Origin of the sequence: Streptomyces sp. NPDC059695, assembly GCF_042733785.1 — a bacterium.
GTDB lineage: Bacteria > Actinomycetota > Actinomycetes > Streptomycetales > Streptomycetaceae > Streptomyces.
In genome coordinates, this window is the sequence record NZ_JBHWFF010000002.1 from 297143 (window position 1) to 310285 (window position 13143).

Here is a 13143-nt window from a genome sequence, read left to right on the forward strand (position 1 = left end):
CGGCGGGCGCCCTCGGGCGGCCTTTCCGGGCCGGGTGCGGGCGGGGGCGCGCGGTGGGGGGGGGTGCGGTTGTGGGGGGGGGGGGGGATAACACGTTGAGGGCCCACCGGGCCGCGTCATTACCCCCCCGGGTGGGTTAGGGCACCCCCGTCGCCTGGCCGGACGCCCCGCCGCGCGAACCCGGTTCGCTGTCGACGGCGACCCAGCACCCGGGCGACCTCCCGGGCACCGACTCGGGCGGCCGCGACCTCCCGGCGACGGCGGTCCGCACGGACGGCCCGACACCGCCGGAGACCGGAGCACCGGGCGCCGCGGCCGGGACCCCCACGCCCGCCGCCGCCCCCGCTCCCGCCGCCCCCGTGTCGGGGACTCCCGCGCCCGGGGCTCCCGTCGCCACCCCCGACGGCGACTTCGAACTGGCCGCGCCCGACCCCCGTACCGCCGTGCGCGCCGATCCCGCCCCGGCCGCCCAGGCCGCTCCGGTCCCTCCGGTCGCCCAGGCCGCTCCGGCCGCCCCCGCCGCCGCAGGCGGTCCCGCGCTCTGCGTGGCCTGCCGGGCCGGGCGGGTCGACACCGACGGCTACTGCGCGAACTGCGGGCACGCCCAGCCGCGCGAGCGCGACCACATGGAGCGGGAGCTCACCGGCGTCGCCGCCGTCAGCGACCGCGGGCTGCGCCACCACCGCAACGAGGACGCGTTCGCCGTCTCCTCGACCACCCTGCCCGACGGCTCCCCCGCCGTCCTCGCGATCGTCTGCGACGGCGTCTCCTCGGCGACCCGTCCCGACGAGGCCTCCGCCGCCGCCGCCGAGGCCGCCGGCGCCTCGCTGCTCGCCGCGCTCCCCCGGGGCACGCACCCGCAGCAGGCGATGCACGAGGCGATCGTGGCCGCCGCCGAGGCCGTCAACTCCCTGGCGGAGGAGCCCGGTCAGGAGGGTGCGGAGCACGACCCGCACCGCCATCGCAACGCCCCGGCCTGCACCATCGTCGGCTCCGTCGCCGCCGCCGGACTGCTGGTCGTGGGCTGGGTCGGCGACAGCCGCGCCTACTGGGTGCCGGACGACCGCAGCACGCCGCCCGCCCGGCTCACCGAGGACGACTCGTGGGCCGCGCAGATGGTCGCCGCGGGCCTGATGAACGAGGCCGAGGCGTACGCGGACGAGCGCGCCCACGCGATCACCGGCTGGCTCGGCGCCGACTCGTACGAACTGGACCCGCACACCGCCGCGTTCAAGCCGGACCGTTCCGGTGTGGTGGTGGTCTGCACGGACGGCCTGTGGAACTACGCCGAGGGCGCCGAGGACATGGCCCGGGTCGTCCCGGCCGACGCGGCCGACCGCCCGCTGCACAGCGCCCAGGTCCTCGTCGGCCACGCCCTGGACGGCGGAGGCCACGACAACATCACGGTCGCGCTCGTCCCGTTCACCGTCACGCCCCGAGGGGCAGGATCCGCCTGAGAGCGGTCGCCGATCCCCGCCCCCTTCACCGTCGTCGCCCCGAGGAGCACGAAACAGATGGCGAACTTCTCCAAGCCGACCGCGCCCCGGTTCTCGGTGGACGTCTACCAGAACGAGTTCCTGCCCGAGGGCGGCCGGGACGTCAGCGCGATCGTCACCGTCACCTCGACCGGGGGCGGCACCACCGGAGGCTTCGCGGGCGGCGTCCCGGCCGCGGCCGGCGTCGTCCTCATGGTCGACTGCTCCGGCTCCATGGACTACCCCGCCACCAAGATGCGCGGCGCGCGCGAGGCGACCGCCGCCGCCGTCGACACCCTCCGCGACGGCACCCGCTTCGCCGTCGTCGCCGGGACGCACGTGGCGAAGGAGGTCTACCCGGGGAACGGCGGCCTCGCCGTCGCCGACGCCCGCACCCGCGCCGAGGCCAAGGAGTCGCTGCGCCGGCTCTCGGCCGGCGGCGGCACCGCGATCGGCACCTGGCTGCGGCTCGCGGACCGGCTGCTCTCCTCCTCCGAGCTCACCATCCGGCACGGCATCCTGCTCACCGACGGCCGCAACGAGCACGAGACGCCGGAGGAGCTGCGCGCCGCGCTCGACGCCTGCGCGGGCCGCTTCACCTGCGACGCGCGCGGGGTCGGCACGGACTGGGAGGTCAAGGAGGTCACCGGGATCGCCTCGGCGCTCCTCGGCACCGCCGACATCGTCGCCGACCCGGCCGGGCTCGCGGCCGACTTCACGGCGATGATGGAGCACGCGATGGGCAAGGGCGTCGCGGACGTCGCCCTGCGCCTGTGGACCCCGGTCGGGGTCGAGATCATGTTCGTGAAGCAGGTCGCACCGGCCGTCGAGGACCTCACCGGACGGCGCACCGAGGCGGGGCCGCGCGCCGGGGACTACCCGACCGGCTCGTGGGGCGACGAGTCCCGCGACTACCACGTGAGCGTGCGGGTCCCGCAGGCGGCGGTCGGCCAGGAGATGCTCGCCGCCCGCGTCTCCCTGATCGCCCCGGACCCGGCGGGCGGCGACCCGCGCCCGCTGTCTCAAGGGCTGGTACGGGCGGTGTGGACGGACGACCTCGCGATGTCGACGTCGATCAACCCGCAGGTCGCGCACTACACGGGCCAGGCGGAGCTGGCGGACGTCATCCAGCAGGGTCTCGATGCCCGCAAATCGGGCGATCGTGACGGCGCGACGGCCAAACTGGGCCGTGCCGTGCAGCTCGCGGCGGCCTCCGGCAACGCGGATACGGCGAAACTGCTTTCGAAGGTGGTCGACGTCGTCGACGCGGCGACCGGTACTGTGCGTTTGAAGGCGAAGGTCGCGGAAGCGGACGAGATGACACTCGAGACCCGCTCCACCAAGACCGTTCGCGTGAAGAGGTAGCCCGGCCACCGGGCCGGACGACGAGAGGGGGAAGCACCGACATGCCGACCTGCCCGAACGGACACCAGTCGGTCTCCGACGACTGGTGCGAGGTCTGCGGCCATCGCATGGCCGGGGCGGGTGCGCCGACGGGTGCCGTACCGCCGCCTCCCCCGCCGCCGCCCCCCGCGTACGGATACCCCGGCCCCGACGGCCCCGGCCGGCCCCCGATGGGCCCGCCTCCGGGCGCGCCCGGAGGTCCGGGCGGCCACCAGGGCGGTCCGGGCGGCTTCGGCCCGGGTGCTCCCGGGGCTCCCGGCGGCTTCGGCCCCGGTGGCGACCCGAACGCGACGGCCCAGGCGGAGCTCTGCCCCCAGTGCCGTACGCCGCGCGAGCACATGGCGCCGTTCTGCGAGGAGTGCCGCTGGAACTTCCTCACGAACACGGCGACCTCGTACACGCCGCTGGCCCCGCACAACGCCCCTGCGCAGCAGCCCGGGCCGCCGCCCGGACTGAACCTGCCGCCGGGCTTCCAGTCCCCGCCGCCCGCGCCCCCGCAGCAGCAGCCCCCGCAGCAGCAGGACCCGTTCGGGTACCAGGGCTCGCGGCCCTCGCAGGTGAACCGGCCGGCCGAGCCGCTGGGCGCCGAGCCCACGCACCACCAGGCCCCGCCGCAGCGCCCGCAGGCGCAGCAGCAGCCGCCCGCGTACCTCCAGGCCCCGGCCCAGGCTCCCGCGCCGCCCGCGCCGCCGCAGCCGCGCGGGGACGACGACTGGGTCCTGTCACCGCCGTCGCACCACCAGGCACCCCAGGCGCCCCCGCCGCACCCGGGACCGCAGGCACCGCCGCCCCACCAGGCGCCCCCGCCTCCGCCCCCGCAGCAGCACCTGCACCAGCCGCCGCAGCACCAGGGGCCCCCGCCGCATCAGGGTCCTCCGCCGCATCAGGGTCCTCCGGCGCACCAGGGGCAGCAGCAGCACCAGGGGCCTCCCGCGCACCAGGGGCAGCAGCAGTTCCAGCCGCCGCAGCCGCCCCCGCAGCCGCAGCAGCCGCTGAGCTGGACGGCGGTCATCGGTCCGGACCGCGAGTACTTCATGGCGATGATGCAGCGCAGCGGTCCGGAGGCCACGGGCCTGAACCTGCCCGCGTTCTCGCCGGACAAGCACCTGCCGCTCCGGGGCAACCAGATCTCCATCGGCCGTCGCCGGCACTCCACCGGCGAGTCCCCCGACGTCGACCTGTCGGTGCCGCCGGAGGACCCGGGCGTCTCGCACCAGCACGCCGTGCTCGTGCAGCAGCCGGACGGGTCGTGGGCGGTGGTGGACCAGAACTCCACCAACGGCACCACGGTCAACGGCGGCGAGGAGCCGATCCAGCCCTACGTCCCCGTCCAGCTCCAGGACGGCGACCGGGTGCACGTCGGCGCCTGGACCACGATCACGATCCGCCTCTCCTGACGGACGGCCTCAGCGCAGGGGCCAGGCGTACGGCCCTCCGGGGTCGTCCAGCCAGGCCCACTGCCGGCCGCCGCTGACCGTCACCCCGAAGCGCTCCCGCTCCGGCCGCCGCTCGCGCAGCCAGAGCGAGAGCGCTTCGCGTCGGTCGAGGGTCCCGCCGACGAGCCCCCACAGGAAGAGGAAGCGCTCGTCCCCGGCCTGGCCGTGGCGCGGCGGGGGCCGCCCGGGCCCCTGGGCGCCCGCGCCCCGGAGCGCCACGAAGTACGCGGAGGTCGCCAGGAAGCGCCCCTCCGCGTGCCCGGCGTCGCGCACCCGCAGCAGGATCAGCCCGGTGGACAGCGGGGCGAGGACGAGCGCGCCGGGCCGGCACTGGGCGAGCCAGGAGTACGGCACGGAGGGCACCGCGCAGGTCGCCACGATCCGGTCGTACGGGGCGCGCTCGGGGCAGCCGCGGGCGCCGTCGGCGGCGAGCACCGCCGGCCGGTAGCCGACCGCGGCCAGATGGGTCCGGGCGGCCTCGGCGATCTCCTCGTCCAGGTCGACGGTGGTGACGTGCCCCTCGCCGAGCCGGTGGCAGAGCAGGGCCGCGTGGTAGCCGGTGCCGGCGCCGATCTCCAGGACGTCGTCCCCGTCGCGCACGTCCAGGGCGTCGAGCATCAGCGCCATGAGCGAGGGCTGGCTGGCGGAGGAGACCAGGTCCCCGTCCCGTACCCGGGTGGCGATCGCCGTGTCCGCGTACGCCCCGCGCAGCCAGCGCTCCCGCCGGTCCGGCTCGGGGTCGCCGGACCAGAGCCGCTCGTAGCCGCCGGGCGCGGAGACGTAGTAGTACGGGACGAAGAGGTGGCGCGGCACCTCGGCGAAGGCCGCGCGCCAGGCGGGGTCGGTCAGCAGGCCGTCCGCCTCGACCTCCCGCACGAGCGCGTGCCGCTCCCGCGCGCCGGCCTCGGCGTACTCGTCCCGCAGCGCACCCATGCCCCCACTCTCCCGCCCTCCGGGGCCGCGGGCGAGCCCCCGTCCGAGGGGTCCTAGGGCTCCGGTCCTGGGCCCGGGCATCTGAGACGATGGAACGGTGAACGAGATTCCCGGGGAAACAGCGCAGGAGCAGACCTTCTACGAGCAGGTCGGCGGCGAGGACACGTTCCGCCGCCTGGTCCACCGCTTCTACGAGGGCGTCGCGGGAGACCCGCTGCTGCGCCCGATGTACCCCGAGGAGGACCTCGGCCCGGCCGAGGAGCGTCTCGTCCTCTTCCTGATGCAGTACTGGGGCGGCCCCCGCACCTACAGCGACCACCGCGGCCACCCCCGGCTGCGGATGCGGCACGCCCCGTTCACCGTGGACCGGGCGGCGCACGACGCCTGGCTCCGGCACATGCGCGACGCCCTCGACTCGCTCGGCCTCGCTCCGGAGCACGAGAGCGAGCTGTGGCGCTACCTGACATACGCGGCGGCGTCGATGGTGAACACGGCCGGTTAGTGGGGCGACCGAACAGCGGCACGGACTGAAACGTTCCGGACACGGAACGCCGAATAACGGTCACGATCCCATCAAGGTCCGCAGGGAAGCGGTTACCAGCGGCGTGTGCCCTCTGAAAGCATCCGAGGAAACTTCAGCGGGTCCAGGGGGATGGGTGACGGGGTTCGTATTTCTGCGCGTCAGGGCGCACCGGCTGCTGCTCGCCGCGGCACTGCTGGCGGTGCTCCTGACGACCTCGGTGCTCGCGACCCTCGCCGCCTTCTCCGGCGCGATCGGGGACGCGGCGCTCCAGGCCTCCCTGCGGGGCCGGTCCGCGGCCGCCGCCACACTGCAGGTGGGCGGACAGGTACCGGCCGAGAAGCGGGCCAGTGCCGAGACCGCCGTCGAGGAGGGCACGCGGAAGACCTTCGCCGGCCTCCCGGTGGCCGTCTGGCGGCTCGAACGCTCGGGGCCGTACGCGCTGCCCCGCGCCCTCCAGCCGCCCGCCGCCCGCGCGGGCGACCCCGACCTGACGCAGTTCGCCGCGCTCGACCGCTCGCGCCTCACGCTCGTCAAGGGCGCCTGGCCCTCGTCCGCCGGAGCCGGCGGCGTGGTCGAGGCGACGCTGCCCGAGGAGGCCGCCCGACGGCTCAAGGTCGGCCCCGGCACCGTGCTCGACCTCACCGACCGGCTGGAGAACCGGACGGTGAAGGCCAGGATCACCGGCGTCTACCGGCCCGCCGACACCTCCGACCTGTACTGGCAGCTGGACCCGGCGGGCGGCCGCGGCGTGCGGACCGTCGCGTTCACGACGTACGGCCCGCTCCAGGTCGACCCGGCCGTCCTCGCCTCCGGTGCCCTCAGCTCCGGCGACACCTCCTGGCTCGGGTCCGCCGACTTCACCGGCCTCACCACCGACCGCATGGACTCCCTGCGCGCCACCGCGACCGAGGGCCCGAAGAAGCTGGCCGAGTCCACGGACGCCTTCGGCACGACGATCTCCGCGGCGACCGCGCTCCCCACCGTCCTCGACCAGACCCAGCGGGCCCTGCTCGTCTCCCGCTCCACCCTCCTGATCGTCGCCGTCCAGCTGGTGCTGCTCGCCGCCTACGCGCTGCTGCTCGTCGCCCGGCTGCTCAGCACCGAGCGCTCCGGCGAGACGGCCCTGCTGCGGGCCCGCGGCGGCTCCCGACGCCGGATCGCCGGGCTCGCGGCCGCCGAGGCACTGCTGCTCGCCCTGCCCGCCGCGCTCGCCGCCCCCCTCCTCTCCGGGCCGCTGACCAGGCTCTTCGCCGCGAGGTCGGCGCTCTCCGAGCTCGGGGTCCACCTCGACACCTCGCCCTCGCCCCAGGTGTGGCTGGTCGCCGCCGCCGTCGCCCTGTGCTGCGCGGGGGCCGTCGTGGCCCCCGCTCTGGCCGCCGGGGACGGCTCCGTCGTCTCGCTGCGCAAGGCCCGCTCGGCGGCCCTTCCCGCTCCGGTCCGCGCCGGAGCCGACCTCGGCCTCCTCGCCATCGCCGCCGTCGCCTACTGGCAGCTCCAGCGTCCGGCCGCCGCGGGCGGCACCCTCGGCGCGGACGGGACCGGCGGCGGCTCCGTCGACCCGGTGCTCGTCGCGGCACCCGCCCTCGCCCTCCTCGCCGGCACCGTCCTGACGCTGCGTCTGCTGCCGCCCGCCGCCAAGCTGGCCGAGCGGCGCGCGGCCGGCGGCCGCGGCCTCTCCGCCGCCCTCGCCGGCTGGCAGTTCAGCCGCCGGCCGCTGCGCGGCGCGGGCCCCGTCCTCCTCCTCGTCCTCGCCGTGGCGATGGGCATGCTCGCCATCGGGCAGAGCGGCTCGTGGCAGCGCTCGCAGAGCGACCAGGCCGACTTCCGCGTCGGTACGGACATCCGCGTCCTCGGCGCGGGCCCCGGCGAGCCGACGCAGACCGAACGCCTCGCCACCGTGCCGGGCGTCACCGCCGCGGCCCCGGTCCACCGCACCTCCCTGGACGTCGCCGGCAAGAACGCCGCCGTCCTGGCCGTCGACACCCGCAACGCGGGCGGGATGCTCCTCCGCTCCGACCTCTCCGGCCTCCCGGTCCCGGACCTGCTGGCCCCGCTGACCCCGAAGTCCGGGGCCCGCCCCGGACTCCCGCTGCCCGCGGGCACCCGCACGCTCACCGCCGACCTGCACCTGTCCAGGGCCGAGGACATGCCCGTGACCCGGGTCACGGCCGTCCTGGAGGACCCGACCGGCATCCCGTACCGGCAGGCCCTGGGCCAGCTGCCCGCGGACGACCGCACGCACCGGCTGACCATCGACATCGGCGCGCTCACCGCCGTGCCCGGCTCCGACAGCGGCCGCGGCTCGGGCGGTCTGCTCACCCTCACCGGCCTGGAGCTCACCGGCACCGTCCCCGACGACCTCGACGCCGACCAGACCCTCCGCGTGGAGCGCTTCACCACGGTGAAGGCCGACGGCACCACCACGGCCCACGCCCCCGGCCGGGTCCTCGGGGCCTGGGCCTCGGGCTTCGAGCAGTCCAACGGCACCGGCGGCGCCTCGATCGCCCGCGCCGGCTCCGCCGGGCCGGGCGGCCGCCCGGCCCCGTACTCCGTCGCGTACCCGCTCCTCGGCATCAAGTCCGACATCTTCGAGAGCCCGCCGGACTTCACCCTGCGGCTGGAAGCCCCCGCCCCGAAGACGCCCAAGAAGCTCACGGCCGTCGCCACCGCGGCCTTCATGACGGCGAGCGGAGCCAAGCCCGGCGACCTGATCGAGGTCGACATCGCCGGCCGCCGGATCGACGTCACCGTCGACCAGGTCGTCGAAGAGCTGCCGACCACCGGTCCGGGCGGCCGGACCGTCTCCGTCGCCTCCGGCGTCGCCACCCCCGAGGACGGCGGCGCGATCCTCCTCGACCTGGCCGCGGTCAACCAGTTCCTGGCGGCCGACTCCGGCGGGACCGCGACCCTGCCGCCCACCGAGTGGTGGCTGACCACCGCCCCCGGCCGCGCGGACGAGGTCGCCCAGACCCTGCGCACCCGTGGCGACACCGACCCGTCCCAGGTCCTCGTCCGCGACGAGGTCGCCGACGAACTCCTCGGCGACCCGCTCGGCGCCGGGCCCAACGCCGCCCTGATGGCGGTCGCCGCGGCCGCCGCCGCGCTCGCCGCGGTCGGCTTCGCGGTCGGCTCGGCCGGCGCGATGCGGGAACGGTCCGCGGAGTTCGGCGTGCTGCGCGCGCTCGGCGCACCGCGCCGCAAGCTCGCCCGGCTCGTCGCCGCCGAACAGGGCCTCCTCATCGGCATCGGGCTGCTCGTCGGCATCGGGCTCGGCACCGTCCTGGCCCGGGCCGTCGTCCCGCTCGTCGTCCTCACCGGCCAGGCCGCCCGGCCCGTACCGCCGGTCCTCGTCGAACTGCCCCTCGGCCAGGTGGCCCTGCTCCTCGCCGGCGTCGCCGCGCTGCCGCTGGCCATCGTCGCCTCGATCGCCCTGCGCCGCGCGGACCCCGCCGTGACCCTGCGCCACCAGGGGGACAACTGATGCCGCCGACCGCCCCGCACCGCGACCGCCACGACGACGACGGCACCGCACCGCACGCCGTCCGCAGGAAGGCCCCCGACATGCCCCGGTCCGACAAGCCCGCCCGCGCGGTGGCGCCCTGGGTGCGGACCCGGCTGCGGACCGCGCCCTGGGCCGCCGCCTCCCTCGCCCTGCTCGTCCTGGTCACCGCCTACCTCGCGGCCGCGCTGCCGCGTGCCGTCGACCGGTACGAGACGGAGGGCCTGCGGCACGACATCCGGACCGCGGCCCCCCGCAGCTCCGTCCTCGAACTGACCTACCCGATCCCCGTGGACGAGCACGGCGCCAAACTGACCGACGCCGTCCTCCAGAAGAAGCGCGACGACGTGCGGGCCCAGTTCTCCGCGCCGATCCAGACCGACCCGGACCAGACCGTCTACGGCGTCCGCACGGTCAAGCGGGTCACCGGCACCGACCCGTGGCTGCCCCGGCCCGACGGGCTCCCGCCCGAGTTCGTGCTCGCCTCCCCGTCCGGTCTGGCCGGGCACTCCACGCTGCGGAAGGGCCGGCCGGCCGCGGGGACGGCCGCCGCCCCCGAAGCCGTCGTCACCGCGAAGACCGCCGAGGCCATGCACCTGAAGCCCGGCTCCGTCGTCCACGTGCCGAGCAAGCTCAGCCCCGAGCCGATCGCCGTGACCGTCACCGGGATCGTCGAACCCCGCGCCCCCGAGTCGCCGTACTGGGCGGTCGAACAGCTGCTGCGCACCCCGGCGCTCGCCGCGATGGTCGGCGACGAGGTGAAGTACTACTGGCAGGCGGCGCTGCTCCTCTCCCCCGACTCCGCGCCCGCCGTCCTCGCCACCACCGGTGACCCGGAGGTCTTCTTCCGGTACATGCCGGAGGCCGGGCACCTCTCCGGGCGGGACACCGACCGGCTCACGGCCGCGCTGGACTCCGCGAACGGCGGCCCCGACCTGGTCAAGATGCGCCGCGCCGTGATCGGCAACGCCACCCTCACCACCCAGCTCGACGCGATCGTGGAGTCGTACCGCTCGATGCGCGAGGCCATCAACCCGGTCGTGGCCGTCGCCGTCTTCGGGATCGGCGCGGTCGCCGCGGTCGTCCTCGCGATGACCGGCGGCCTCTTCGTCGCCCGCCGCGACAGCGAGCTCTCGCTGATCCGCTCCCGGGGCGCCTCCCTCACCGGCATCGGCCTGCGCCTGCTCGGCGAGACCTCGGCCGTCGTCCTGCCGGCCGCCGCGCTCGCCCTGGTCCTCGCCGTCACGACCGTCCGGCCGCCCGCCGGCGGGTCCGGCGAGATCCCCCTCACCCCGTCCGTGCTCGCCACCGCCCTCGTCGCCCTGATCGCGCTCCTCGTGCTGCCCGTCCGGGCCGTCGTCGCGCACCGGCGCCCGCGCCTGCACGGCGGCCGCGACGACCTGCTCACCGCACGCCCCTCCCGGCGCCGCACGGTCCTCGAACTCACCCTGCTCGTCCTCGCCGTGGGCGCGGTCGCCTCACTGCGGCTGCGCGGCACCGCCGACTCCGGGGACCACCTGGTGAGCGCCGCTCCCGTACTCGTCGGCCTGATCGCCGCCATGGTCCTCGTACGGGTCTATCCGCTGCCCCTGCGGTGGCTGGCCCGCCCCGCCCGCCGGCTGCGCGGGGCCGTCGGGCCGCTGGCCCTCGCCCGGGCCGGACGCGCCTCGTCCTCGGGCACCCTCCCGCTGCTCGCCCTCGTGCTGGCGCTGACCACCGCCGCCTTCGGCGGCTCCGTCCTCGCGGGCGTCGCCGACGCCCGCGACCGGGCGGCGCTCCTCGCGACCGGCGCGGACGCCCGGATCGGCAGCCCGATCGAGTGGAGCCCGCTGCCCGCCGGGCTCACCGAGTCGGTGCGCGGTCTCAAGGGCGTACGCGACGTGGCCCCGGTGCAGATCGAGTACGGGGTCTCCCTGCCGTCGGACCAGGGGACCGCCGCACTGCCGATGAGCGCGCCGATCGTGGGCGTCGACCCCGCCTCGTACACCCGGCTCGCGGACCGGACCGGCTTCGGCCCGTTCCCCGCCGGTCTCCTCGCCTCCACCGGCAGGGGCGGCGCGGGCGCCGTCGCCGACACCGAGCGCGTCCTGCCCGCGATCGCCTCCCCGGCCGTCGCCGACCGGCTCGGCCGCGCCCCGCAGGAGATCGTGTCCGCGGCCGGGGTCTTCCGGGTGAAGGTGGTCGCGGTCCGCTCCGCCACCCCCGCCCTGGACGACGCCGACTTCCTCCTCGTCAACGGCGCCGACCTCACCCACCGGGCGAACACCTCGCTGCTCGTGACCGGGACGGTCGACGGAGCCGCGCTGCGTGCCGCGGTGAAGGCGAAGTCGGACTCCCTCGCCGTGAAGCTGCGGAGCGAGGAGCGGACGCTGTACGTGGACTCGCCGCTCCAGTCCGGTGCCGAGCGGATCTACCTGGGCGCGATCGGCGCGGGCGCGGCCCTCGCCGTGGTCGCCGTGCTCCTCTCGCTGATGCAGAGCGCGCCCGAGCGCAACACCCTCCTCGCACGGCTGCGGACGATGGGACTCACCCGGAAGCAGTCGCGGCGGCTGCTCGGCCTGGAGGCGCTGCCGCAGGCGGTCCTCGCCGCGCTCGGCGGCATGCTGGTCGGATGGGCGACGGTTCCCCTGCTCGCCCCGGGCATCGACCTGTTCCGGCTGGCGCTCGCGACGGCACCGGGCTTCGCTCCGCTGGACAGCGCCCCGCTGCGGGCCGACCCGTGGTCGCTGGTGCTGCCCGCGCTCGCCGTCGTCGTCCTCACCGGACTCGCGGCGGTGGCACAGGCCTGGTGGGCGGCACGCAGGGGCTCGATCAAGGAACTCAGGGCAGGAGACGCACGATGACGAAGACCGACACGGCCCCGTCCGACACGACCCTGGAGGAGCTGGAGCGGCGGGCCACGGCGCACCGCGACCGGCCCTCGTACGGTCATGACGCGCTCATCGCCTGCGACCGGCTCGTCCGCATCTTCACCACGGACGGCGTGGAGGTGCAGGCGCTCCAGGGGCTCGACCTCCTCGTGAAGGAGGGCGAGCTGATGGCCCTCGTCGGCGCCTCGGGTTCCGGCAAGTCCACGCTGATGAACATCCTGGCGGGCCTGGACGTGCCGACCGCCGGCGCGGCCCGCGTCGCCGGCTGCGACCTCCTCGGCATGGACGGCAAGGCGCGGCTGCGCTACCGCCGCGAGGTCGTCGGCTTCGTCTGGCAGCAGACCGCCCGGAACCTCCTGCCGTACCTGACGGCCGCCCAGAACGTGGCGCTGCCGATGCAGTTGCGGGGTCGCTCGAAGCAGAAGACGGAGCGGGCCGAGGAGCTGCTCGCCATGCTGGGCATCCCGGAGATCCGCGACCGGCGGCCGCACCAGCTCTCCGGCGGCCAGCAGCAGCGGGTGGCCATCGCGGTCGCGCTGGCCAACAACCCCTCGGTGCTCCTCGCCGACGAGCCGACGGGCGAGCTGGACTCGGCCACCGGCGAGCAGGTCTTCGCGGCCTTCCGCCGCGCCAACGAGGAGCTGGGCACGACGATCGTCATCGTGACCCACGACCAGGCGGTCGCCTCCGAGGTGCGCCGCACGGTCGCCATCCGCGACGGCCGCACCTCCTCGGAGGTCCTGCGCCGCACGGAGGTCGACGAGCAGGGCCAGGAGTCGCTGGTGGCGCGGGAGTACGCGATGCTCGACCGCGCGGGCCGGCTCCAGCTCCCGGCGGAGTACACGCAGGCGCTGGGCATGGAGCACCGGGTGGCGCTGGAGCTGGAGCAGGACCACATCGGGGTCTGGCCGGACGACGCGGAGGGCTGAGGCCCTAGGGGGTGGGTGTGGGCTTCGGGACGGGGCCCGGGGCGTTTGGCACAAAACACACCAAACACCACCAA

Annotated in this window: 8 protein-coding genes; 7 read left to right on the forward strand and 1 reads right to left on the reverse strand. The window is 76.1% G+C overall.

Going from position 1 to position 13143, the window contains the following annotated elements; genetic code table 11:
* The first annotated feature begins 188 nt into the window (after positions 1 to 188).
* The 3 genes from ACFV2S_RS03930 to ACFV2S_RS03940 are packed head-to-tail and all read left to right on the forward strand — an operon-like array spanning position 189 to position 4276.
* Positions 189 to 1457, forward strand: coding sequence for a PP2C family protein-serine/threonine phosphatase (locus ACFV2S_RS03930; RefSeq protein WP_385554374.1), 1269 nt, complete (start codon positions 189 to 191; stop codon positions 1455 to 1457).
* Between the two features lie 57 nt (positions 1458 to 1514).
* Entirely contained in the window at positions 1515 to 2840 is a 1326-nt protein-coding gene (locus ACFV2S_RS03935; protein ID WP_385553961.1) for a VWA domain-containing protein, read from the forward strand.
* Positions 2841 to 2881: 41 nt separating this feature from the next.
* Entirely contained in the window at positions 2882 to 4276 is a 1395-nt protein-coding gene (locus ACFV2S_RS03940; RefSeq protein WP_385553963.1) for an FHA domain-containing protein, read from the forward strand.
* Positions 4277 to 4285: 9 nt separating this feature from the next.
* Here ACFV2S_RS03940 and ACFV2S_RS03945 read toward each other — a convergent pair whose 3' ends face one another.
* Positions 4286 to 5248: a methyltransferase domain-containing protein gene (locus ACFV2S_RS03945; protein WP_385553965.1), complete on the reverse strand. Its 963-nt coding sequence runs from the start codon at positions 5246 to 5248 to the stop codon at positions 4286 to 4288.
* 97 nt (positions 5249 to 5345) lie between these two features.
* On the opposite strand from ACFV2S_RS03945, the gene ACFV2S_RS03950 reads away from it, so the two are divergent.
* The 4 genes from ACFV2S_RS03950 (at position 5346) to ACFV2S_RS03965 (ending at position 13069) form a co-directional block, all read left to right on the forward strand.
* Positions 5346 to 5750: a globin gene (locus tag ACFV2S_RS03950; RefSeq protein WP_385553967.1), complete on the forward strand. Its 405-nt coding sequence runs from the start codon at positions 5346 to 5348 to the stop codon at positions 5748 to 5750.
* Positions 5751 to 5904: 154 nt separating this feature from the next.
* The gene (locus ACFV2S_RS03955; protein ID WP_385553969.1) at positions 5905 to 9252 is read left to right on the forward strand and encodes an FtsX-like permease family protein; all 3348 of its coding nucleotides are present in this window, start codon (positions 5905 to 5907) and stop codon (positions 9250 to 9252) included.
* 80 nt (positions 9253 to 9332) lie between these two features.
* A complete protein-coding gene (locus ACFV2S_RS03960) occupies positions 9333 to 12113 on the forward strand; it encodes an FtsX-like permease family protein (protein WP_385554376.1) in 2781 nt (926 codons plus the stop codon).
* The gene (locus ACFV2S_RS03965) at positions 12110 to 13069 is read left to right on the forward strand and encodes an ABC transporter ATP-binding protein (protein ID WP_385553971.1); all 960 of its coding nucleotides are present in this window, start codon (positions 12110 to 12112) and stop codon (positions 13067 to 13069) included. Before ACFV2S_RS03960 ends, ACFV2S_RS03965 begins: the two co-directional genes overlap by 4 nt.
* The last annotated feature ends 74 nt before the right edge of the window (positions 13070 to 13143 follow it).